The following is a 21,980-nucleotide window of genomic DNA, read 5'->3' on the forward strand; positions in this document are numbered from 1 at the left end:
CGATTCCTAAACGAGTTGCTCGCGCATGCGCAGCGCTTCTTCCATGTCGACTTCAACGATGCGCGAGACGCCGGACTCCTGCATGGTCACCCCGACGAGCTGTTGCGCCATTTCCATCGTGATCTTGTTGTGGCTGATGAACAGAAACTGTGTGTTGGCCGACATGCGTCGGACCATGGCGCAGAAGCGTTCGGTATTGGTATCGTCAAGCGGCGCATCCACCTCGTCAAGGAGGCAGAAGGGCGCCGGATTGAGCTGAAACATGGAGAATACCAGCGCTATTGCCGTCAATGCCTTCTCGCCACCAGACAACAGGTGGATGGTCGAATTCTTTTTGCCCGGCGGCTGCGCCATGACCTGCAGGCCGGCGTCGAGAATTTCCTCGCCGGTCATGATCAGGCACGCCTCGCCACCGCCGAAGAGCGTCGGAAAAAGTTCGCCGAAACTGCGGTTGACCGCATCGTAGGTGGTCTGCAGCAGATCGCGCGTTTCCCGGTCGATGCGGCGAATGGCATTCTCCAGCGTCTCCATGGCCTGCGTCAGGTCTTCCGACTGGGCGTCGAGGTAGCCCTTGCGTTCGCGCGCCGCTTCGAGTTCGTCAAGCGCCGCCAGATTGACCGCGCCCAGTGCTTCGATCGCGCGCTGCAAGGCGCCAATCGCGCTCTGCAAGGCAGCGGCGCGCGCTCCGGCCAGTTCGCCAAGCAGCGCTTGCTCGTCGGCCTGCGCCTCGGCAAGCTGGACCGCGAACTGTTCGCACGCCAGGCTGGCCGCCTGTTCCTTAAGCCGCAGCTCACCGATCCGGTTGCGCAATGGGTCAAGGCTCTGTTCGACCTCCAGTCGCTGTTCGTCCAGCGCACGCAGGCCGTTCGCCGCCGCCTCGAGCGCGTCGCGCGCCTGCGCCAGGGCGTGTTCGCGCGCCACGCGATGATCCAGTGCCTCCTGCAGGCGCGGCTCCAGATCCTCGGCCTGCACGGCGCTGGCGTTTTCCGCGCAGCGCGCCATTTCGTCGTCGATGCGCTCGATTTGCTGGCGCGCCAGGGCGCGGCTGGCGGCCAGCTCCTGCAGCTTGCTGGCGCACTCGCGCTGCGAAAACTCCGCCTCGCGCAACTCGCGCTCGGCACTGTTGACCTGCTCCCGCTCGTCGCGCAAGGCCCGCTCGCTCTGTTCCAGATGCGCGCGGGCCACGGCCATCACCGTCTGCAGCTCGGTCACCTGCGCCCGCTGCACTTCGATCGCCTCATCGGCGAGCAGCAGGCGTTCGCTCTCGCTTTCCTCCTCGGCGCTCATCTCGGCCAGACTGTCGTCGATCTGCGCCTGGCGCTCGCGAAAACGCTCCTGCGCCTGCGCCAGCTTGAGCGTTTCGACCTGGATGGCGTGCGCCCTGTTCTGCAGCACGCCCAGTTGCTGACGGGATTCATGCTGCGCCTGTTGCGCGTCGGCCAGTTGTTGTTCGACGGCGCTCAGGCTGGACTGCGCCTGCCCCACCCGCACCTCGCGTTCAGCGATCAGCACCGCCAACTGGTCGATCTCGCGCTGCCTTTCGAGCAGGCCATGCGCCGCACTGTCCGGCGCGAACAGCGTCACGCTCTGCCGGCTGACGATGTCGCCGCCGGGCGTCACGCAGCAGGCACTGGCCGCCAGGGTGCTGCGTCGGGCCAGCGCACTCGCCAGATCGGGCGCAGCCAGGACGCCGCCGAGCCAGTCGCCCAGGATGGCGCACAGCCGCTCATCGTCGCAGCGAATCTGCGCCAGCAGCAGGTCGGCATCGGCCGCCAGCGGTTGTACCTCGGCCAGCGGCAGCAGGAAGGTCTGCTTGCCGCCCGGTCGGTCGCGGCTCCAGGCCGGGTCGGCGCGATCGGCCGGCAACGCCGACAGGCGCTCGCGCAGCACGGCTTCCACGGCATCCTCCCAGCCTGCTTCGACGTGCAGGGACTTCCACAGCGGCTGGCCATGCTGCAAACCGTGCCGGCGCAGCCAGTCATCGAGTTTGCCGTCGGTCTGCAGGCGCTGCTGCAACTGTTGCAAGGCCGTGCGGCGGGCATTGGCCTCGGCACGCTCCTTCTGCGCATGCTGGACCTCGGCCAGGACGCCGCGCCGCTGCTGCTCGAGGCGTGGCAGTTCATGCTGCAGGCCCTGCTGGCCGGCCTGCACCGCGCTGATCCGCTCGCCCAGTTCGACGAGTTCTTCCTGCTTGTCGACCAAGGCGGCGACATCGGGGAGCGCCAACGCCTGCCGTTCGGTCGCCAGGCGTTGGCGCCGACTGGCGAGGGTCTGCAAGGAGCGCTGCGCATGGCCGCGGTTGGCCTGCTCGACGTGCAGGCGCTGCTCGGCCTGAGCGATCGCGGCGCGCTGGCGATTGACCGCTTCGAGCGCCGCCGTCTGCCTGTCCTCGGCCAGCGGCAGCCGTTCGCGGCGTGCCTCGAGACGCATCTCGCCCTCTTCCAGGCGTACGTCGGAGCGTTCCCGCAGTTCCTGCCAACGCTCCTCGTCGCCCGCCAGCTTGGTGGCCTGCGCCTGCCAGTGTGCCTGGTCGTCGGTGAGCTGCGCCAGGCGCGTCTCGTATTCGCGCCGCGCTTCACGGCGGTGGCGGATCTCGGCTTCCAGACGCGCCACTTCGGCGTTCGCCGCGAACAGCTCGCCCTGCGCGCCATGTACCCCGTCACTGGCTCCAAAATGGGCTTCGCGCGCCTCTTCGAGCCGCGCCTCGAGGTCGCGCAGCGAGGCGTTCCGCGCTTCGAGGTCGATCACCGCCTGTTCGACCTCGCGCGCCAGCCGGTCCCGCTCGGCTCGTGCTTCATTGCGTCGCAGCAACCAGAGCAACTGCTGCTTGCGGGTCAGGTCGCCGTTGTACTCGCGATACTGGCGGGCGACGCTGGCCTGGCTCTCGAGACGTTCCATCTGGGCGCCGAGTTCGATCCGGATGTCCTCGACCCGGGCCAGGTTCTCGCGCGTATCGGCCAGCCGGTTCTCGGTCTCCTTGCGCCGCTCCTTGTAACGCGTGACTCCGGCGGCCTCTTCGAGGAAGACGCGCAGTTCGTCCGGTTTGGCCTCGATGATGCGCGAGATGGTGCCCTGACCGATGATCGCGTAAGCGCGCGGTCCGAGACCGGTGCCGAGAAAGAGATCGGTGACGTCCTTGCGGCGGACATGCAGGTTGTTGATGTAGTACTCGGACTGCCCGTTGCGTGTCAGCAGACGCTTGACCGAGAGTTCGGCATACTGCGACCACTGACCGGAAAGACGGCCCAGCGTATTGTCGAAGACCAGTTCGACCGCCGCCCGCGACACCGGCTTGCGCGCCCCGGAGCCGTTGAAGATCACATCCTGCATCGACTCGCCGCGCAACTCCGAGGCTTTCGATTCGCCGAGCACCCAGCGCACGGAGTCCATCACATTCGACTTGCCGCAACCGTTGGGACCAACGACGCCGACGAGCTGACCGGGTAGGGCGAGCGTGGTGGGATCAACGAAGGACTTGAAGCCGGCGAGTTTCAGTTTGGTCAGGCGCATGAACTGGAACGCGGCCGCTGCAGCCGCACTGGAAGAGATCGCTAGGAACGTCGTGACGAGCGAGGTCCACCCCGCACGGCCGATGCAGACGCACCGCAACTGAGCCACGGAATGCCATGATGGGTGTCTATGATAGCATTCCGTGTACCCGATCCACCGCCTGACGCACTCCAGCCGATACAACCATGAACGAACAGCCGGCGAACAAGCTTGAAACCTTCCCCAATCCGGCGCCGCAGCGCGATTTCCATATTCACATGGAAATTCCGGAATTCACCTGTCTGTGCCCGAAAACAGGGCAACCCGACTTCGCCACGTTGCTCCTCGATTACATTCCCGACCAGAGCTGTGTCGAACTGAAAAGCCTGAAGCTCTACATCTGGTCCTTTCGCGATACCGGCTGCTTCCACGAGGCTGTCGCCAATCGCATCCTGGACGACCTGGCCAACGCCACCAGGCCGCGCTACATGCGGCTGACCGCCCGCTTCTACGTGCGCGGCGGCATCTTCACGACGGTGGTCGCCGAACAGCGCAAGCCGGGCTGGACACCCGCGCCGACGGTGCACCTGGCCGACTTCCCGCAGCAGACCAACACACGAGGCTGAGATCATGAGCATCCAGGCACAACTTAGCGACCAACAGCTCCTGCGCCTCGAGGAACTGCTCGAGCATCCGCTGCTCGAGCAGGCGATGCGCCTCGACGAGGTCCAGGGGTATCTGTGTGCGGCGCTCTCCGGCCCGCAGCCGATCCCCGAGTCGCAATGGCTGGACGAAGTGCTCGGGGCGCCGGGCCTGGCCGCCAGCGACGCCGGGCGCGAGGCGGCCGAACTGCTGCGCCGTCTGGCGACCCGCCTGGAGGTCGAACTGGCGAGTGGCGAAGCGCCCCTGCTGCTGCTCTATGGGGTGGAAGAAGGCGACTCGGCGAGCGATTACGTTCCCTGGTGTCGGGCTTATCTGCACGGCCTTGATCAGGCAACAGAGGACTGGTTCGATTTCCTCGGCGCGGACGACGATCAGGAGGACAGCGATGAAATCACTTTCCTCGACGAGCAACTCTTCCCGCTCTTCGTGCTCACTGGCGACGCCGCAGCGGCAGCCGGCGAGGCCGGCGAGGAATGGCTGTCGGGCGAGGAGCTCGAGCGCCTGAACAGCGAATGCGAAGAACTGCTGCCGCAGTCGATCACCAACATCTACCGCTTCTGGCTCGCACAGCGGGGCGTCGAGACCATCCACCGGGCGCAACCCAAGGTGGGACGCAACGAGCCATGCCCATGCGGCAGCGGCAAGAAGTACAAGAAATGCTGCGCCACCGCGCCTGAGGAATGATCTTCCGCGCGCGGCACGCCCGACCGCCTTCGCCGCACCACCTCGCCCGGCCGCCGGTCAGGCCGGCGAATCCTCCGCCTGGCGTGCGGTCAACAGGCTGGCGGCGACGATGATCGCCCCTCCCAGCCACTCGCGCGCCGCCAGCGCCTCGCCGGCCAGCAGCCAGGCGGCCAGCGCCGCGACGACAATCTCGCTGAGCATGATGACGATCGCCCGGTTGGCGGCAACCCGCACCAGGCCAAACTGGACAATCACGTTGGCCAGCAGCAGGATGGCGCCGAGCAGGCCGAGCAGCAGCCACAGCGACGGCGCGCTCGGCGCACGCCAGTGGCCGACGCCGGAGAGCAGCAGCAGGAGACCGATGCCCACCACGCCGGCGAAGGCGGCCAGCACCTTGCTGGCGCTGTTCAGCGCGCGGGCCCGCCGGGACAGCACGTTGAACAGGGCAAAGGCGAAGCCGGCGAGTAAGCCCAGCCAGTCGGCGGCATCGCGCGGCGCCGGAATGCCCAGCCGCGGCTGCCAGAACATGATCGCCGCGCCGCTCAGCGACAGAGCGATGACCAGCCCTCCGACAGCATCGGGCCGTTCGCCGAGCAGGGGGCGAGCCAGCAGCACGGTCCACAGGGGCGCCAGATAGAACAGCAGCAGAACGCGCACCACTTCGCCGTTGAGCGTCGCCAGAATGTAGCCGAGATTGCACACGCCGGCCGACAGGGCCAACCAGAAGAGCGTCGACCAGGGCGGCCTGGCGCCGGGCGAGCGGCGCCAGAACGGCAGACCCAGAACGAAGGCCAGCGCATAACTGGCGGTCGACGCGGCGATGCCGTCCACTCCGTCGTCGCGCAGTATCCGGTAGGGATACCAGATCAGGCCCCAGATCAGCGCCCCGCAGAGCAGCGCCGCGACCGCCCGCCGGCTGTCGGCAGCAGCCTTCCCGCTCGCTGTGTGCAAGTCGCTTCCTTTCACCGTCGCCCGATGCCCCTTATAATCCAGCGTCCCGCCACGACCCCTGCGATCAGTGAATCCTCACCTCGGCAAACTGCAACCCTACCCCTTCGAGAAACTGCGGCAGCTCTTCGCCGGCGTCACGCCACCCGCGCAGCAGCGCGAGATCAGACTGTCGATCGGCGAGCCGCAGCACCCGACCCCGGAATTCATCAGACAGGCGCTGACGGCCGGCCTCGCCGGCCTGGCCAATTATCCTACCACGCTGGGCAGCGCCGAACTGCGGCAGAGCATCGCCGCCTGGCTGCAGCGGCGCTACGGCCTCGACCGGATCGACGCGGAGAGCGAGATCATCCCGGTCAACGGCTCGCGCGAGGCACTGTTCGCCTTCGCCCAGACGATCATCGATCCGACGCGCGGCGATCAGCCGCTGGTTGTCAGCCCGAACCCCTTCTACCAGATCTACGAGGGTGCCGCCTACCTCGCCGGCGCCGAACCGCGTTTTCTCAACACGCTGCCGGGCAACGACTACGCCTTCGACTTCGCGACCCTGAGCGAAGCGGAATGGCAGCGCGTGCAGCTCTTCTTCGTTTGCTCGCCGGGCAACCCGACCGGCAAGGTGCTGCAGCTCGACGACTGGCGGCAACTGTTTGCCCTCGCCGACCGCTACGGTTTCGTGATCGCGTCGGACGAGTGCTACTCGGAGATTTTCCCCGACGAAAGCGAGCCACCGCTTGGCTGCCTGCAGGCGGCCCGCCGGCTCGGGCGCGGTTTCGAACGGCTGGTGATGTTCTCCAGCCTGTCGAAACGGTCCAACGTTCCAGGCATGCGTTCGGGCTTCGTCGCCGGCGATGCGGCGACCCTCAGATCCTTCCTGCTCTATCGCACATACCACGGCAGCGCGATGAATCCGGCGGTGCAGACGGCCAGCGTCGCAGCCTGGAACGACGAGGCGCATGTGCGCGAAAACCGTCGGCAGTACACTGAAAAGTTCGCTGCCGTGACCCCCCGCCTGGCCGCAGTACTGCCCGGCACCGGCATGCCCGACGCCGGTTTCTACCTGTGGGTCAGGACGCCGGTCAGCGACACCGACTTCGCCCGCCAACTGTTCGCCGACTATAATGTGGTCCTGCTGCCCGGAAGCTTGCTGGCACGCACCGCCCAAGGAATCAATCCCGGCGCCGGCTTCGTCCGCATCGCGCTCGTTGCGCCACTCGCCGACTGTATCGAGGCTGCCGAACGCATCCGCTCATTCATTTCAAGACTATAGGAAAGGCAGACATGCAGGCCATCCAGCAGATCATCGACGAGACGTGGGAAAATCGCGCTTCGCTGCAACCAGACAACGCACCGGGCGCCATCGGGGAAGCCGTTGCCGCGGTGCTCGGCCGGCTCGACGACGGCACCCTCCGAGTGGCGGAGAAGATCGATGGCGAATGGGTGACGCACCAGTGGCTGAAGAAGGCCGTGCTGCTTTCGTTCCGCCTGCAGGAAAATCGCCTGATCGATGGCGGACCGATGCGCTACTTCGACAAGGTGCCGAACAAGTTCGCCGCCTACGATGCCGACGCCTTCGATCGTGGCGGTTTCCGTGTCGTGCCGCCGGCCACCGCACGGCGCGGCTCCTTCATCGGACGGAACGTCGTGCTGATGCCGTCCTACGTCAATATCGGCGCCTATGTCGATGCAGGCACGATGGTCGACACCTGGGCGACGGTCGGCTCCTGCGCACAGATCGGCAAGAACGTACACCTGTCGGGCGGCGTCGGCATCGGCGGCGTGCTCGAACCGCTGCAGGCCAACCCGACGATCATCGAGGACAACTGTTTCATCGGTGCCCGCTCGGAAGTCGTCGAGGGCGTCATCATCGGCGAAGGTTCGGTCGTTTCGATGGGTGTCTATCTCGGCCAGTCGACCCGGATTCTCGACCGCGAGACCGGTGAAGTGAGCTATGGCCGCGTACCACCGGGATCCGTCGTGGTATCCGGCAATCTGCCCGCCGCCGACGGCAGCTACAGCCTGTACTGCGCGGTGATCGTCAAGAAGGTCGATGCCAAAACACGTGCCAAGACCAGCATCAACGATCTGTTGCGCGGCGACTGATCGCGCCCTCATCAGGCAGCGGGCGACGAATGATCCTCGACAAGCTCTTTCACGTGATGGCCGAGCGCCAGGCATCGGACATCTTCATCTGTGCCGGCGCCCCGATCCACATCAAGATCCAGGGCAATACCGTACCGATCAATCAGCAGATCATGGAACCGGCGATGATCGACAAGATCGCCAGCGAGCTGCTGAATCCGCAGCAGGTCGAAGCCTTCGAGCAAACCAAGGAGATGAACCTCTCGTTCGGGGTCGCCAAGCTCGGCAACTTCCGCATCAACCTGTTCCGCCAGCGCGCCTCGATCTCGATCGTCGTGCGCTACGTGATGGGCAATATCCCGACCCTGGAGTCGCTGCTGCTTCCCCCGGTGCTGGCCGATCTGGTGATGGAACGGCGCGGGCTGATCCTGATCGTCGGCTCGACCGGTTCGGGCAAATCGACCACCCTGGCGTCGATGCTCGATTACCGGAATGCCAACTGCAGCGGTCACATCCTGACCATCGAGGATCCGATCGAGTACCTCTTCCGGCACAAGAAGTCGATCGTCAACCAGCGCGAGATCGGAATGGACACCCTCGGCTGGGAAACGGCCCTCAAGAACGCCATGCGGCAAGCCCCGGACTGTATTCTGATCGGCGAAATACGCGACCGGGAGACGATGCAGGCAGCCATCGCGTACGCCCAGACCGGTCACCTCTGCCTTGGCACGCTGCATGCCAACAACAGCTACCACGCACTCAACCGGATCATCAACTTCTTCCCGGTCGACAGCCGGGGAAGCCTGTACATGGATCTCTCGGTGAGCCTCAAGGCGATCGTTTCCCAGCGTCTGGTCAAAAAGAAGGATGGCCGGCAGGCACCGGCGGTCGAAGTGCTGCTCAACAGTTACCATGTCCAGGAACTGATCGAGGCCGGCGACATCCCGGCCCTCAAGGAGGCGATGGAGCAGAGCCTCGCCCCCGGATCGCGCACCTTCGAGCAGGATTTGTTCCGTCTCTATCGCTCCGACGTGATCACGCTGCAGGAAGCGCTGCTCAATGCCGACTCGCCGACCAACCTGTCCTGGCTGATCAACAACCACGACGCGGCCGGCAACCTGGCGATGGACGAGCAGCCGCGCGAAGCCACCTTCGACCTCGCGGCGACCAACCCCAGCAGCCCGTCGTACAAGGAGTTCACGCTCAGCCTTGACGACACGGCCAGCGTTCCCTGACCCACCGCCGATGCCCGCCGACCGCAAGAGTGCCGCGCCCGGCGACGACACGCTGGCGCTGGCCGAACAACTGATCGCCCGCCGCTCGGTCACCCCCGACGATGCCGGTTGCTTGGAGCTGATCGCCAGCCGCCTCGCAGCGATCGGTTTCACCTGCGAATTCCTCGGGCGCGGCGCGGTGAGCAACCTCTGGGCGCGGCGCGGCGCCAGCCGGCCGGTGCTCTGTCTCGCCGGCCATACCGACGTCGTGCCGAGCGGCCCAGCGGCGGACTGGCGCAGCGACCCCTTCGTGCCGACCCGGCACGACGGTCTGCTCTATGGCCGTGGCGCTGCCGACATGAAGGCTTCCCTGGCGGCCTTCGTGACCGCAGCGGAAGCCTTTGTCGCGGCGCGACCGGCATATCGCGGCTCGCTCGCCTTCCTGCTCACCTCGGACGAGGAAGGGGACGCGGTGGATGGCACGGTCGCCGTCACCGATGTGCTGCACCGTCGGGGCGAACTGCTCGACTACTGCATCGTCGGCGAACCGACGGCCAGCGAGCGGCTCGGTGATACGATCAAGAACGGCCGCCGTGGCTCGCTGTCCGGCAAGCTGACCGTGCGCGGCATCCAGGGTCATATCGCCTACCCCCACCTGGCCAGAAACCCGATCCATCTGGTCGCGCCGGTGCTGGCCACGCTGGCCGGAATCATCTGGGACGTGGGCAACGACTTTTTCCCGCCGACCACCTGGCAAGTCTCCAACATCCACGGCGGCACCGGCGCCGGCAACGTCATCCCGGGCAGTGTCGTCATCGACTTCAATTTCCGCTTCTCCACGGCCAGCACGCCGGAACAACTGCAGGCGGCCCTGGGCGCCGTCCTCGATCGTTCCGGGCTCGACTACGACATCGCCTGGACACTGGGCGCCCGCCCCTTCCTCACCGGGCGTGGCGCCCTGATCGACGCGGCGCGGCAGGCCATCGCGGCGGAAACCGGTATCGCGGCAGAACTGTCGACCACCGGCGGCACCTCGGACGGGCGTTTCATCGCCGAGATCTGCCCGCAAGTGGTCGAACTCGGCCCGGTCAACGCCAGCATCCACAAGGTCGATGAATGCGTCGAAATGGCTGCCCTGCCGCAACTGGCCGGCATCTACCGCCGCATCATCGAGCAGCTCCTGCCGGCCGATGTTTGACCAGGCGCAAAACGAATTGTCGACGCTGCGCGACCTGCTGCGTTTCGCGGTCAGCCGCTTCACCGAGGCCGGGCTCTTCTTCGGCCACGGCTCCGACAACGCCTGGGACGAGGCTGCCTATCTGCTGCTGCACAGCCTGCACCTGCCGCTCGACCGACTCGAACCCTTTCTCGACGCCCGACTGACCAGCGACGAACGCGCCAGCGCCCTGCGCCTGGTCAAACGTCGGGTCAGCGAAAGACTGCCGGCCGCCTACCTGACCCATGAGGCCTGGCTGGGCGAGCATCGCTTCTACGTCGACGAACGGGTGATCGTCCCGCGTTCATTCATCGCCGAACTGCTGCGCGAGCAACTGACCCCATGGATCGACGATGCCGACCAGGTGAACAACGTTCTCGATCTGTGCACCGGCTCGGCTTGCCTGGCGATCATCGCGGCGCACGCCTTCCCCACGGCGCTGGTCGACGCCGTCGACCTGTCACCCGCCGCACTCGCCGTCGCGCAGCGCAACGTCGTCGATTACCAGCTTGGCGAGCGCGTTCGTCTGGTCGAGGGCGATCTCTTCACCCGGCTCAAAAACCGGCGTTACGACCTGATCATCGCCAACCCGCCCTATGTCGATGCCGCTTCAATGGCCACCCTGCCCGCCGAGTACCGCTGCGAACCCGCCCTGGCGCTGGCCAGCGGTACGGACGGACTCGATCTGACGCGCGCCATCCTGGCCGGCGCCCGCCACCATCTCAAGCCGGGCGGTCTGCTGGTGGTCGAGATCGGCCACAACCGGGAAGCCCTCGAAGCCGCCTTCCCGGAAACTCCATTCACCTGGCTCGACACCAGCGCCGGCGATCAGTACGTCTTCCTGTTGCCGCGCGACGAACTGCCATGAGCCGCAAGGCACCCGACCCCCGCAGCGGTTCGCCGATGCGCTTGCTCCACCGCTTGCTCCACCGCTTGTTCCTGCTCGCCTGCATGCTGCTCGCCGGCTGCCAGCCATCGCCCAGGCTCGCGGCGCTGCCGGCCGGCAGTGCGGTCCTCGCCTTCGGCAACAGCATCACCTTCGGCACGGGTGCCGGCCCTGGCGAGGACTATCCGCGCCAGCTCGCCACGCGCAGCGGCTGGCGAATTTATAACGCGGGCATTCCCGGTGACAGTGCGGAAAGCGCCCGCGAACGGATCGGCCGTATGCTGCAGACAACACAGCCGGCACTGGTCATCGTCGAACTCGGCGGCAACGACTTCCTGAGTCGGCGGCCGGAAGCGGCGATCAAGGAAGACCTGCGCGCCATCATCGGCACGATCAGGCAGTCCGGTGCGCAGGTCGTGCTGCTCGCCGTGCCTCGTCTGTCGCTGATCGGCGCCGTCACCGGCAAACTGCCCGACGCCAGGATCTATGCCGAGCTGGCCAGCGAGGAAAAGCTGCCACTGGTCGAGGGCGTTCTGGCGACTATCCTGGCCGACGCCAATCTCAAGGCCGACCCCATCCACCCGAACGCCGAAGGCTATCGCAAGATGGCGACCGGCGTTGCCGAGCAACTGAGCCGCCTCGGCTTGCTCGGCAAACCATAGTCACCGCGCGCACCGCCTGGTTCCGGACCCGACCGTGCGCGCCGGCCGGACGCAACCGCCAGAAAGACAGGGAACACCGATGAACGATCCGAGCCCCCGCAGAATCCATCGCCAGGATTACGCCCCTCCCCCCTTCCTGGTCGATGAGGTGGAACTGGACATTCACTTCAACAGCGGCGAGGTGCTGGTCGACAGCCACCTGCACCTGCGGCGCAATCCGGCGGCAGCCGCCGGGCAAGCGCTGCAACTGGACGGCCACGGCCTCGAAACCCTGTCGCTGGCAATCGATGGCACGCCGCTGGCTACCGGCGAATACACCTGCAGTGATTGCCGCCTGAGCATCGCCAACCCGCCCGACGCACTGACGCTGAGCACGCGGGTGCGCGTCGACGCCGATCACAACACCAGCCTGTGCGGGCTGTACCGCTCGAAGGACGGCTACTTCACCCAGTGCGAGGCGCAGGGCTTCCGCCGCATCACCTGGTTTCCCGATCGTCCGGACATCATGTCGCGCTACCTCGTCACCCTGCACGCGGACAAGAGCAGCCTGCCGGTGCTGCTCGCCAACGGCAACCCGGTCGCCAACGGCGACGAAGGAGTGGACCGGCACTGGGCGCGTTGGCAGGACCCCTTTGCCAAGCCCTGCTATCTGTTCGCACTGGTCGCCGGCCGCCTGGACGTGCTGCGCGATCGCTTCCGTACCGGCAGCGGACGCAGCGTCGAGCTCGCCGTTTTCGTCGAACCCGGCAAGCTCGACCAGTGCGCACACGCGATGGACGCCCTCAAACGCTCGATGCGCTGGGACGAAGAGGTTTTCGGGCTGGAGTGTGACCTCGACCACTACATGATCGTCGCCGTCGGCGACTTCAACATGGGGGCCATGGAGAACAAGGGCCTCAACATCTTCAATACCAAATACGTTCTCGCCAGGGCAGACACCGCCACCGATGGCGACTATCAGAACATCGATCGCGTCGTCGCGCACGAATACTTCCACAACTGGACGGGCAACCGCGTCACCTGCCGCGACTGGTTCCAGTTGTCGCTCAAGGAGGGGCTGACCGTCTTCCGCGACCAGGAATTCGGCGCCGACATGCACAGCCGTGCGGTCAGTCGCATCCGCGACGTGCGCGCGCTGCGCGCCGCGCAGTTTCCCGAGGACGCCGGTCCGATGGCGCATCCGGTACGGCCCGACTCCTATATCGAGATCAACAACTTCTACACCAGCACGGTCTATGAAAAAGGCGCTGAGGTGGTGCGCATGATCCAGACGCTGATCGGCAGACCGGCCTTCCGGCGCGGCATGGACCTCTACTTCGCACGGCACGATGGCCAGGCCGTCACCTGCGACGACTTCGTCGCCGCCATGGCCGACGCTTCGGGCATCGACCTGACGCAGTTCAAGCACTGGTATGACCATGCCGGCACACCGCATGTGCACACCAGCGGCGCCTACGACGCAAGTCGCCGCCGCTATTGCCTGACGCTTGCCCAATCGCGGCCGACGGCCGACGAAACCGGCCCGCCATTCCACATTCCGCTGGCGATCGGGCTGCTCGGCCCGGACGGTCGGGATCTGCCGCTCTACCTGGCCGGCGAAGCGGACAGTGCCGAGCGCGGCAGGACGACACGCATCCTGTCGCTGAGCGAAAACGAGCAGCACTTCGTCTTCGAGGATCTGCCGGCAGCGCCGGTACCCTCGCTGCTGCGCGGCTTTTCGGCGCCCGTGATTGTCGACCACGACTGGCGCGATGCGGATCTGAGCCACCTCCTGACCCATGACAGCGACCCGTTCAACCGCTGGGAAGCCGGGCACCGCCTGGCCAGCCGGCTGATCCTCGGCGCCACCGCCGACTGCGCCGGCGGCCGGCCGACCGACTGGCCGCTAGGCTTTGCCGAAGCTGTGGCACAGGTCCTCCGGCAGGGCGGCGACGATCCGGCCTTTGCCGCCGAGGTCCTGACCCTGCCCGGAGAGGCAACGCTGGCGGAAGAGATGGCCGTCGTCGATCCCGATGCACTGCACGCGGCGCGCAATGGCCTGCGCAACTTCCTGGCCGAAGCGTTGCGCAGCGACTTCCGGCAGACCTACGACGCGCTGGCCCCAGACGGACCCTACCAGCCCACCCCGGCCGCTGCCGGACGCCGGGCGCTGCGCAACCTCTGCCTCGGCTATCTCGGTGAATCGGGCTCCGCCGAGAGCCGGACGCTGGCGCTGCAGCAGTTCGCATCGGCCGACAACATGACCGACCAGCTCGCCGCCCTCAGCATCCTGGCACAGCACGACTGCAGCGAACGCGCGCAGGCACTGGCGATCTTCCACGAGCGCTGGCACGACCAAGCGCTGGTGGTGGACAAGTGGCTGGCCATCCAGGCAGCCAGTCGTCTGCCGAACACGCTGGCGGTGGTCGAGCGTCTGCTCGCGCACCCCTCTTTCGACCTGCACAACCCGAACAAGGTCTATGCGTTGCTCAACACCTTCGGCAACAACCATGTGCGTTTCCACGCCGCCGACGGCGGCGGCTATCGCCTGCTCGCCGGGCAGATCGCCGTGCTCGATCGGTTCAACCCGCAGGTGGCCGCCCGCCTTGCCCGACGCTTCGATCGCTGGCGCCGCTTCGACCCCCGACGCCAGACGCAGGCGCGCTCGGTGCTCGATAAGCTGCGGGTGATCGACGGACTGTCCAGCAATGTGCGCGAGATCGTCGAACGGGCGCTGAGCTGGCGGCCAGCGCCGACCGTGCAACACTGGCAAGCCTGCAAATAGTGCTTGAGCGGGGCGAATCAGCTCGGTATAATCCCGCGCTCAGACATGGCAAGGCGCCCGTAGCTCAGCTGGATAGAGTACTTGGCTACGAACCAAGGGGTCGGGCGTTCGAATCGCTCCGGGCGTGCCAATGGAAGCAGGCAGTTAGGCCAATCTTCAGATTGGCCTTTTTGCTTTGTGGCTCGTGTGAAATAGCACGATATTGTGTGTGATTTCGCACGATATTTGTCGCACGGGATGCATGTGATTTCGCACGATATTTGTCGCACGGGACGCAATGGGCGATGGGGCGGGCAGATCCGGGAAGAGCCGCAACCATGCGGGTTTGAGCGGGATCGGCGGCGAAATCGGACGGGAAGCGATTTGCAGCAGGGTTGGGCGGAATCGCTTAAATATTGGGCAGGTTCGCACGATATTTGTCGCAGGGCTGCCGCCGACCGTCAAACATTTCCGAAGTCGAACGCGGTTTGACGCGGGCGGGTTTCGAGGCGAGGCGTTCTGAGCGGGAACCGCCTGGACGACCCCGGCCGGCTCGGTGAGGAGCGCCCACAGGCGCCACCAGCCGCAAGGATCAGGCGGCGCCTGGTCGATCCGGCACCGTCGGCCTGCGGGCTGGACCCTCCGGGGTGATCACGCCCCTCCCAACACCTCCCAATACAGCTCCACCGCCTTCTTTGCGGCCAGCCGCGGGTCTGCGGACGGCCCCATGGCATCGAGAATGCCCGCCAGGATCGCCGCAAGGGCTTCCGCGTTGATCTTCGGCACCGCGTCGCTCACCGAGGCATTCGGTTCACGGCAGGACAGCGCTGGACCGGGTGCGGCCGACTGACGCAGCGCAGCGAGCACCTCCGCGCGAGTCCGCGGCAGGCGCCCGGACGCAAGCCAATCGACGGTCACCGATCCAGCGTCCGCCATAGCCACCAAGTGCGCCATCCCTGGACGCTTCCCGCTCTGCAGATACCCGCGAACGACGCTTTCGCCGATATTGCATCTCCTGGCGAATGAGGCGACGGTTTCGCTCCCAATAACCTCCCGAAGCCGGGTAATGAACGCGTCCGATTCGACGCCAGGAATCGGACGCGAACTCCCTTGCGAATCGGACGACGTCCGATTATCAGAAGCGCTTTGTTTTCCGACACTTGAGGCCATCGCACCAGGACACCGAGAAAGGAGGAATCGGACGCGCACAATTGCGTTGACAAACCGCACTTTTGCGCGAACAATACACGCTCAACCATCACTAAACACTACAGGGTATGCCATGAACTTGGGCAAGTCCACCCAGAAGAGCACCGCCGAGCGCGCCGCGCTCGCGAAGGAGCGGTTCCTCCGCACCGGGCAGACCGTGGCGGCGTGGGCGCGAGCGCGGGGCTACAAGCCCCAGATCGTGCATTGGGTGCTCAGCGGCACCCGCCCGTGCCGGCACGGGATCAGTCACCGCATTGCCGTCGAGTTGGGGATCAAGGACGGCACCCTCATCGAGGAGTCGAAACCATGAGCAAGACTGAAGCCCTCATGCAGTTGGCGTTTTATCCGGGCCGTCCGGCCCGCTCAGCGGCCTACCGCGCGGGCGTCCGGGATGTGCTTCTCAAGCGCCTGGACGGGGTTCAGGACCTTCCGTTCCCCTACCAGGTGGGTTCTGCGGAGGCCGACGCGTACCTGTCCGGGATGGACGAAGGCATGCGCCGCGCCAACGAGCTGACGTGGGCGACGCCCGAGCAACGGAGAGTGATCGAGAAATGAGCGCGCCCAACACGCAGTCCGCATCCGATCAGGACCTGAAAGCGCTGAATGAGGCGGTCCAGAAGGGCGACTTCCGGACCGCCGTCCAGCTGGTGACGCTGGCGAGCTGTCAAGCGTCAGGAATCGTCGACGAGGATCGGCTGGCAGGCCTCCTGAGCTGCATCACGCTGCTCCACGACTGGGATTTTCATCAGTTCTCAGCCGATGACCTGCGATTTCTGCAGGTGATCATTGTGGCGGCGCTTGCCGTGCGGCCAGGAGCGCTTTTCGATGAGCTTCGGCCGCAGAGAGCAGCAGCGAGACGTCTTCGCCACGAGCGCTTGGTGCAGCGAGCAGACGAGATCATTTCGGCGGCACAGTCCGCTGCGCTTCAATCCTTCGGAGAAGGCCTTCCAGATGTTTCCGGTTGCGACGGAACGTCGCCAGGGACTCCGGCACAGTCCTCCCCAGAGCCACCTCCGACTTGTCCAGATAGCCTCTGAAAGCATCGATAGGGAGTGTTCCTGCATGGTGCAAAGCACAGACGAGCGCGTCAAACATGAACATTTGTGCGAGGTCGGAATGCACCGTGGACAGGTAAAGCAGGTCATCGTCGTCGTTTTCCATGAGGGGTCTCCGGTGAAGTGGAATGGTTTGCCAGTGGTCAGCCGGCCTCTCCATTCTAGCGAAGCGGCGAGACCCCTCTCCCTGTTCGCCCGCCGGGGGCGCCATGGCCACGATTGAAGCGGTCAACGGCTGCCGGATCGACCCCGCCGCCGGGTGGTTTTCGGCGCAGGAACTCGCCGGGCTCCCCGGCCTGCCAACAACAGAGCGTCGCGTGAGATCAACAGCGGAAAAAAATTTGTGGCCATCTCGCGCAAAAGTGCGATCCAAGGCGCGCGAGTACCCCTATAGCGCGCTCCCCACCCCCACCCGCGATTATCTCCAAACCCTCGCCCACGACCTCATCGCCGCGCTTCCCGCGCCTGCCGCCCCGACTCCCGAAAATACCCGCCCCCCTGGCGAGATAATCCCCCAACCCACCCCGCACCCGACCAAGAAAACCCCGCCCGCACTCCCCGCCGGAGCGATTGCCGCGCGCGGCCAAATCCGCCGCGCCATCCCAGAAGCCAAAATCACCGATAGCGGCCGGGATTATCGCGACGCCGCCTTATTGCTTTGCTCGGCCATTGACGAAGCCATTCAAACCCTCGGCTGCAGCGAGCGCCGCGCGTGTGAAGAACTCGCCCGCCGGCTGGTCGCCGGCGAAGCGCACGCGGCGCTCTTGCGGGCGGCGCAGGCCACCTACCTGAAGCCGCGCGGCAGCGCGGCGAGCCGCCCGGCGGCCGCGCCGCTCGGCGGACTCACCGCGCAGACCGCCCGCCTCAGCCGCCTGCGCGCCTGGTACGAACGCGGCCGGCTGGCTGGCGACCCGGGCCGCTACCTCGTCCCCGGCGCGCGCGCCGCGACCGGCCATCACCCGGTACAGATCGCCGCCTTCCTGCGCTGCTTCTGCCGGCCGAGCCGGCCGACGATCGCCGAGGCGCACCGCGCCATGGCGCCGTGGCTTGCCGAGCACGGCCTGCCGGTGCCGAGCTACGCCACCGTCGCGCGCATCCAGCAGGACCTGCCGGTGACGGTCAAGTACCGCGGCCGCGTCACCGGGTCGGCCTGGAAAGCGCTGATGCCCTACGTCGACCGCGACCTGTCGCTGTTCCAGGCCAACGACCTCTGGGTCGGCGACGGCCACTCCTTCAAGGCCAAGGTGCAGCACCCGATCCACGGCCAGCCGTTCACCCCCGAAGTGACGGTGATTCTCGACTGGGTCAGCCGCAAGGTGGTGGGCTGGTCGGTCTCGCTCTCCGAATCGACGGTTGCCGTGTCGGACGCCTTCCGCCACGCGCAGACCGTCACCCGGGCGCGGCCGCTGGTCTACTACTCCGACAACGGCGCCGGCCAGACCGGCAAGAAGATCGACGCGCCGATCACCGGCACGCTCGTCCGGCAGGGCATCGCCCACCATACCGGCATCCCTGGCAACCCGCAGGGGCGCGGCGTCATCGAGCGCTTCTGGCAGAGCACGCTGATCCCGCTGGCGCGCAGCTACGCCACCTGCACCTGGCGCGGCGCCGATGAGAACGCCACGAGCAAGGTAATCAAACTGCTGGCGCGCAAGGACGGCGGCGGGATCAAGGCCCCCTCGTGGCGGCAGTTTCTCGACGACCTCTGCCGAGTCTTCGCCGAGTACAACCTGCATCACCAGCACCGAGACCTCGCCAGGAGCGGCGGCGACGGCACCCCGGAAGGCACCTATCAGGCCCGTCTCGACCGCGATTCGATCGTCTTCGGGCCGACCGACGGCGAAATTGCCACCCTGTGGATGCCGGAAGTGATCCGCACGCCGTCGCGCGGCGTCGTCCAGCTCTTCGGCAACGCCTACTTCCGGCGTGACCTCGTCGGCCTGCTGGCCGAAGGCGCCAAGCTGCGCGTGCGCTACGACCTGCACGACGCCGCCAAGGTCTGGCTGCTCGACCTGGATGGCCGGCTGATCGGCGAAGCGGCCTGGAACGGGCACGCCAAAACCGCCTTCCCGGTCCCGGAAATCGACCGCCTGCGCGCGCTGCGCGCCGCCGGCAAGGTCAAGCGCGGCGAGGCAATCCTCGCCGAAGCGCAAGCCGAGCTGGGCGAAGTCTTCGAAGCCGCCGGCATCGATCCGGTGCCGATCCCGGTCGCCGACTACCTGCCCGTGCCGGCCGACGCCGACGACGACGCCGCCACCGACGAAGCCGCCCCGGCGACGATGAGCCACGCCGACCTGGTGATGTGGCTCTACGGATCGGCCGGCGCCGACGACGACGCACCCCCCGAATCCCCTGGCGACCGCCGGCAAAAGAAAGCGTCCGGATAGCCGCAAGCCCTCCGGACGCCGTTTTCCACCACCACAGACCCCTTCGCAGGGGAAAGGAGATTATCCCTTGAAACACCATTTCGTCCGCACCGAAAACCATTCCCGGCTGGCCGCCGCCGTCGCCTTCATGGAAGAGCGCGGCAGCGCCAGCAGCTGCCTGATGCTGCTGCACGGCGAACCGGGCGTCGGCAAGACGCGCAACATCAGCCACTGGGGCGCCGCCAAGGGCGCCGTCCTGGTCAAGGGCCACGTCGGCATGAACCTCGACGGCCTGCGCTGGGCGATCAGCGAGAAGCTCGGCGTCAAGCACCGCGCCAACCGATCGGCCGAGATGGAAGAGCAGATCGCCGCCCTGCGCGAGAGCGGCAGCCCGATCGTCTTCGACGAAGCGCAGTTCGGCCTCGCCATGCGCTGCCAGCAGGTGCCGGCCGCCGGCATCGAATACCTGCGCGACGTCGCCGAGCGCGGCAACACCTACGTCGTCCTCGTCTGCCACAACGCCGAAGTGCGGCGCTTTTCCGACTCCGCCCACATCCGCACGCGCATCGCGCACCGGCAGGAGCTCTTCAACGCCGCCGTCAGGGACACCGTCGCCTTCGTCCAGGCGCTGTGCGAAGTGCCGGTTTCGGTCGACGTCGCCGAGTTGGTGCACCAGCAGACCGACGGCAAGTTCCGCCTGGTCGAAAACGCCATCGCCACGCTCGAACGCATCGCCCGCACCAAGGGGCTGGAGCGGCTCGAATTGGCCGATGTCGGCATGGTCACGCTGGTGGTCGACCACGAGCTGACGCTGGTCCCCAAAGTCAGCCCGCGCGCCGTCACGCCGCGCGCCGGGGGGCGTTAAATGGGCCTCGCCACTCACGTTCTGAACGCCTTTTCTGACGGCGTGTTGACGCTCGATGGCCTGGTCGGGCGGCTCGGCTGCCCGCGGCGCGACCTCGTCAAAGCCGTGCAGGTGCTCAAACGGCGCGGCTTCGTGCGCGTGCACGAAACCCTCGACGGCGTCACCGGCGGCGTCGGCCGCGGCCAATACACCCTCACCGAAGCCGGCCTCGCCTGGGCCGAAGCCGGCAAACCCGTCTCGCCGGGGCAGGGCGCGCGCCCACGCGGCCGCACCAGCGGCCTGCGCGAGCGCGCCTGGTGGCACCTGCGCGCGCATCGCGTCGCCACCCTGAAGGACATCCTGACGACGCACGCCGAGGGCCACGAAGCCGCCCCCGACATCAACGTCTACAAGTACCTCGCCGCGCTCGAACGCGCCGGCATCCTGGTGCGCAGCGCGCAGCGCCTGCCGGCGCGGCAGAGCCGCGGCCGCGTGCAGTGGCGCCTGGCCGTCGATCTCGGCCCGAAAGCGCCGGTCTGGCGCGAATCGGCGCGCGTCATCTTTGACCCGAACAGCGGCAGCCTGCTGCCGCTCGACGGCGCCGCCGACTCCGGGGAAACGTCATGAGCCACGCCCTAAACCACGCCCTGACCCGCGCCCGCCAGCTCCTCGACGAGCAGATCAAAGCCGGCAAGACGCAGACCGCCCTCGCCGCCGAGATCGGCTACAGCCGCCCGGCGATCAGCCAGTACCTGGCCGGCGACTACGGCGCCGCCGTGCGCAAGATCGAAGCCGCCATCGTCCGCCGCTACGACCGCCGCCTCTGCCCCGACGACGGCCAGGAAAAGCCCCCCGAGCACTGCGCGCGCATCGCCCTGCGGCCGCGCCCCTACGGCTTCCCGGACGCCGAAACCCTGTGGCTCACCTGCCAGACCTGCCCCCACAAACCGGCGGCGCCGGGGCCGGTGCCGCCGGGCGCCGGCCGGCCCGCTGCGCGGAGCGCGCCATGAGCTGGCCGCGCGATCACTCGGCCGAACGGGCCGCCGAAAAACGCCAGCGCCGCCAGGTGCTGACGGCGCTCGAGCAAGGGCTCGGGCACGACGAAAACGGCACCAGCAGCGTGCAGATCGTCGCCCGCAGCGGGATTCCCGGCGTGCTCGTCGACGCGCTGCTCGAACGCCTGGAAGCCCGCGGCAGTGTCGCCGGCAGCGGCCCGGCGGCCTACCGGCGCTACCGGCTGACCGCAGTCGGCCGGCAGGAACTGCGCTCCGGCCAGCGGCCGCGCGGCGCGCGGCCGGCGGGCGACGTCCGCGCCGCGCTCTGGCGCACCATCCGCCAGCAGCGCGACTTCACGCAGGAGGAACTCGCCGATCGGCTCGCCGGGAGCGGCTGTCGCGTCTCGCAGGCCAGCCTCGCCGCTTACGTCGGCGCGCTCGCCGGCGCCGGCTACCTGCGCCGCTCGGACCGTCCTCAGCGCCTCCCGGCCGACCGCCAGAAAGGGCACGGCGGCTACCGCTACCACCTGCCCGACGACCGCGACCCCGGCCCGCTGCCGCCCCGCTATGACGCCCACCGGCGGATCGTCTTCGACCCCAACCACGGCGACGAGCGCGCACTCCCCGGCCGCCGCCCGTCGCCAACGACGCCACCCCCCACCCCAGGAGTCCAGCCATGAACCCGACCATCCCCCACCCCCCGCTGGCGCCGGCGACGCGCCGGGCGAGCGCCCCGCAGGCGGTCAACGCCCTGCACGACCTGGCCGAGGCCATAGCCGTCCTGCACGACGAGATGACCGACCCGATCGACCGCGCCGCCCTGCTCAACGCGCAACAACTCCTGGAGGACCTGGCGTACGTGCACGGCGGCCTTTGCTGGGTCCCGGAGCACGCCCCCCCCGGGCCCGGGGGCGGGCCCCGGGGGGG

General features: G+C 67.2%; 21 protein-coding genes and 1 tRNA gene. 18 read left to right on the top strand and 4 right to left on the bottom strand.

All coding sequences use genetic code 11. The features are described 5' to 3' along the window. Positions 1-6: 6 nt before the first annotated feature. A complete protein-coding gene (gene smc / locus JNK99_RS14515) occupies positions 7-3,510 on the bottom strand; it encodes a chromosome segregation protein SMC (protein ID WP_291854284.1) in 3,504 nt (1,167 codons plus the stop codon). 185 nt (positions 3,511-3,695) lie between these two features. Here smc and queF point away from each other — a divergent pair, with 185 nt between their 5' ends. Then, on the top strand, positions 3,696-4,115 hold the full coding sequence (gene queF / locus JNK99_RS14520) for a preQ(1) synthase (RefSeq protein WP_291854285.1): 420 nt from the start codon (positions 3,696-3,698) through the stop codon (positions 4,113-4,115). A gap of 4 nt (positions 4,116-4,119) precedes the next feature. After that, positions 4,120-4,836 (top strand): UPF0149 family protein, encoded by a 717-nt coding sequence (locus JNK99_RS14525; RefSeq protein ID WP_291854287.1) that lies wholly within the window; start codon positions 4,120-4,122, stop codon positions 4,834-4,836. 57 nt (positions 4,837-4,893) lie between these two features. Here JNK99_RS14525 and JNK99_RS14530 read toward each other — a convergent pair whose 3' ends face one another. Continuing rightward, positions 4,894-5,787 carry a DMT family transporter gene (locus tag JNK99_RS14530; RefSeq protein ID WP_291854289.1) on the bottom strand — a complete coding sequence of 298 codons (894 nt, stop codon included), beginning with the start codon at positions 5,785-5,787 and terminating at the stop codon, positions 4,894-4,896. 67 nt (positions 5,788-5,854) lie between these two features. Here JNK99_RS14530 and dapC point away from each other — a divergent pair, with 67 nt between their 5' ends. From dapC to JNK99_RS14570, 8 genes are all read left to right on the top strand, one after another. After that, a complete protein-coding gene (dapC, locus tag JNK99_RS14535; protein WP_291854291.1) occupies positions 5,855-7,051 on the top strand; it encodes a succinyldiaminopimelate transaminase in 1,197 nt (398 codons plus the stop codon). An 11-nt stretch (positions 7,052-7,062) separates the two neighbouring features. Further along, on the top strand, positions 7,063-7,884 hold the full coding sequence (gene dapD / locus JNK99_RS14540; RefSeq protein WP_291854293.1) for a 2,3,4,5-tetrahydropyridine-2,6-dicarboxylate N-succinyltransferase: 822 nt from the start codon (positions 7,063-7,065) through the stop codon (positions 7,882-7,884). Positions 7,885-7,913: 29 nt separating this feature from the next. Continuing rightward, positions 7,914-9,098 carry a PilT/PilU family type 4a pilus ATPase gene (locus tag JNK99_RS14545; RefSeq protein ID WP_291854296.1) on the top strand — a complete coding sequence of 395 codons (1,185 nt, stop codon included), beginning with the start codon at positions 7,914-7,916 and terminating at the stop codon, positions 9,096-9,098. A gap of 10 nt (positions 9,099-9,108) precedes the next feature. Continuing rightward, complete coding sequence (gene dapE / locus JNK99_RS14550) at positions 9,109-10,275, top strand: succinyl-diaminopimelate desuccinylase (protein WP_291854298.1); 1,167 nt, start codon at positions 9,109-9,111, stop codon at positions 10,273-10,275. After that, positions 10,268-11,161 (top strand): 50S ribosomal protein L3 N(5)-glutamine methyltransferase, encoded by an 894-nt coding sequence (prmB, locus tag JNK99_RS14555; protein ID WP_291854299.1) that lies wholly within the window; start codon positions 10,268-10,270, stop codon positions 11,159-11,161. Before dapE ends, prmB begins: the two co-directional genes overlap by 8 nt. Then, positions 11,158-11,841: a GDSL-type esterase/lipase family protein gene (locus JNK99_RS14560; RefSeq protein WP_291854301.1), complete on the top strand. Its 684-nt coding sequence runs from the start codon at positions 11,158-11,160 to the stop codon at positions 11,839-11,841. The genes prmB and JNK99_RS14560 overlap by 4 nt, the downstream gene beginning before the upstream one ends. 79 nt (positions 11,842-11,920) lie before the next feature. After that, positions 11,921-14,605: an aminopeptidase N gene (gene pepN, locus JNK99_RS14565; RefSeq protein WP_291854303.1), complete on the top strand. Its 2,685-nt coding sequence runs from the start codon at positions 11,921-11,923 to the stop codon at positions 14,603-14,605. A gap of 53 nt (positions 14,606-14,658) precedes the next feature. Further along, positions 14,659-14,735 (top strand) — tRNA-Arg (locus tag JNK99_RS14570). 500 nt (positions 14,736-15,235) lie between these two features. On the opposite strand, the gene JNK99_RS14575 is transcribed toward JNK99_RS14570, so the two are convergent. Then, positions 15,236-15,538, bottom strand: coding sequence for a hypothetical protein (locus JNK99_RS14575; protein ID WP_291854305.1), 303 nt, complete (start codon positions 15,536-15,538; stop codon positions 15,236-15,238). A 328-nt stretch (positions 15,539-15,866) separates the two neighbouring features. On the opposite strand from JNK99_RS14575, the gene JNK99_RS14580 reads away from it, so the two are divergent. Together JNK99_RS14580 and JNK99_RS14585 are read left to right on the top strand one after the other, a co-directional pair. Then, positions 15,867-16,103 (top strand): DNA-binding protein, encoded by a 237-nt coding sequence (locus tag JNK99_RS14580; RefSeq protein WP_291854307.1) that lies wholly within the window; start codon positions 15,867-15,869, stop codon positions 16,101-16,103. Then, positions 16,100-16,348, top strand: a complete 249-nt coding sequence (locus JNK99_RS14585) for a hypothetical protein (RefSeq protein WP_291854309.1) — start codon at positions 16,100-16,102, stop codon at positions 16,346-16,348. The genes JNK99_RS14580 and JNK99_RS14585 overlap by 4 nt, the downstream gene beginning before the upstream one ends. 342 nt (positions 16,349-16,690) lie before the next feature. Here the strand turns inward: JNK99_RS14585 and JNK99_RS14590 are convergent, their stop codons facing one another. Then, positions 16,691-16,954, bottom strand: a complete 264-nt coding sequence (locus JNK99_RS14590) for a hypothetical protein (RefSeq protein ID WP_291854311.1) — start codon at positions 16,952-16,954, stop codon at positions 16,691-16,693. Positions 16,955-17,057: 103 nt separating this feature from the next. Here JNK99_RS14590 and JNK99_RS14595 point away from each other — a divergent pair, with 103 nt between their 5' ends. The 6 genes from JNK99_RS14595 to JNK99_RS14620 all read left to right on the top strand — a co-directional run. After that, the gene (locus tag JNK99_RS14595; protein ID WP_291854313.1) at positions 17,058-19,235 is read left to right on the top strand and encodes a Mu transposase C-terminal domain-containing protein; all 2,178 of its coding nucleotides are present in this window, start codon (positions 17,058-17,060) and stop codon (positions 19,233-19,235) included. Between the two features lie 127 nt (positions 19,236-19,362). Then, positions 19,363-20,079 carry an ATP-binding protein gene (locus tag JNK99_RS14600; protein WP_291854315.1) on the top strand — a complete coding sequence of 239 codons (717 nt, stop codon included), beginning with the start codon at positions 19,363-19,365 and terminating at the stop codon, positions 20,077-20,079. Further along, positions 20,080-20,685, top strand: a complete 606-nt coding sequence (locus JNK99_RS14605; RefSeq protein WP_291854317.1) for a hypothetical protein — start codon at positions 20,080-20,082, stop codon at positions 20,683-20,685. Further along, positions 20,682-21,068: a helix-turn-helix domain-containing protein gene (locus tag JNK99_RS14610; protein WP_291854319.1), complete on the top strand. Its 387-nt coding sequence runs from the start codon at positions 20,682-20,684 to the stop codon at positions 21,066-21,068. Before JNK99_RS14605 ends, JNK99_RS14610 begins: the two co-directional genes overlap by 4 nt. Then, complete coding sequence (locus tag JNK99_RS14615) at positions 21,065-21,733, top strand: hypothetical protein (RefSeq protein WP_291854322.1); 669 nt, start codon at positions 21,065-21,067, stop codon at positions 21,731-21,733. Before JNK99_RS14610 ends, JNK99_RS14615 begins: the two co-directional genes overlap by 4 nt. Further along, positions 21,730-21,980, top strand: a 251-nt coding sequence (locus JNK99_RS14620) for a hypothetical protein (RefSeq protein ID WP_291854324.1), incomplete at its 3' end; no start/stop codon positions are given. The genes JNK99_RS14615 and JNK99_RS14620, both read left to right, overlap by 4 nt.

It is taken from the genome of Accumulibacter sp., from assembly GCF_016789985.1.
Lineage (GTDB): Bacteria > Pseudomonadota > Gammaproteobacteria > Burkholderiales > Rhodocyclaceae > Accumulibacter.

Bases quoted from the DNA above. Each gene is read 5' to 3' on its own strand.
- smc (WP_291854284.1), bottom strand. From the start codon at position 3,510: ATGCGCCTGACCAAACTGAAACTCGCCGGCTTCAAGTCCTTCGTTGAT.
- queF (WP_291854285.1), top strand. From the start codon at position 3,696: ATGAACGAACAGCCGGCGAACAAGCTTGAAACCTTCCCCAATCCGGCG.
- JNK99_RS14525 (WP_291854287.1), top strand. From the start codon at position 4,120: ATGAGCATCCAGGCACAACTTAGCGACCAACAGCTCCTGCGCCTCGAG.
- dapD (WP_291854293.1), top strand. From the start codon at position 7,063: ATGCAGGCCATCCAGCAGATCATCGACGAGACGTGGGAAAATCGCGCT.
- JNK99_RS14545 (WP_291854296.1), top strand. From the start codon at position 7,914: ATGATCCTCGACAAGCTCTTTCACGTGATGGCCGAGCGCCAGGCATCG.
- dapE (WP_291854298.1), top strand. From the start codon at position 9,109: ATGCCCGCCGACCGCAAGAGTGCCGCGCCCGGCGACGACACGCTGGCG.
- prmB (WP_291854299.1), top strand. From the start codon at position 10,268: ATGTTTGACCAGGCGCAAAACGAATTGTCGACGCTGCGCGACCTGCTG.
- JNK99_RS14560 (WP_291854301.1), top strand. From the start codon at position 11,158: ATGAGCCGCAAGGCACCCGACCCCCGCAGCGGTTCGCCGATGCGCTTG.
- pepN (WP_291854303.1), top strand. From the start codon at position 11,921: ATGAACGATCCGAGCCCCCGCAGAATCCATCGCCAGGATTACGCCCCT.
- JNK99_RS14575 (WP_291854305.1), bottom strand. From the start codon at position 15,538: ATGGCGCACTTGGTGGCTATGGCGGACGCTGGATCGGTGACCGTCGAT.
- JNK99_RS14580 (WP_291854307.1), top strand. From the start codon at position 15,867: ATGAACTTGGGCAAGTCCACCCAGAAGAGCACCGCCGAGCGCGCCGCG.
- JNK99_RS14585 (WP_291854309.1), top strand. From the start codon at position 16,100: ATGAGCAAGACTGAAGCCCTCATGCAGTTGGCGTTTTATCCGGGCCGT.
- JNK99_RS14590 (WP_291854311.1), bottom strand. From the start codon at position 16,954: ATGGAAAACGACGACGATGACCTGCTTTACCTGTCCACGGTGCATTCC.
- JNK99_RS14595 (WP_291854313.1), top strand. From the start codon at position 17,058: ATGGCCACGATTGAAGCGGTCAACGGCTGCCGGATCGACCCCGCCGCC.
- JNK99_RS14600 (WP_291854315.1), top strand. From the start codon at position 19,363: ATGGAAGAGCGCGGCAGCGCCAGCAGCTGCCTGATGCTGCTGCACGGC.
- JNK99_RS14605 (WP_291854317.1), top strand. From the start codon at position 20,080: ATGGGCCTCGCCACTCACGTTCTGAACGCCTTTTCTGACGGCGTGTTG.
- JNK99_RS14610 (WP_291854319.1), top strand. From the start codon at position 20,682: ATGAGCCACGCCCTAAACCACGCCCTGACCCGCGCCCGCCAGCTCCTC.
- JNK99_RS14615 (WP_291854322.1), top strand. From the start codon at position 21,065: ATGAGCTGGCCGCGCGATCACTCGGCCGAACGGGCCGCCGAAAAACGC.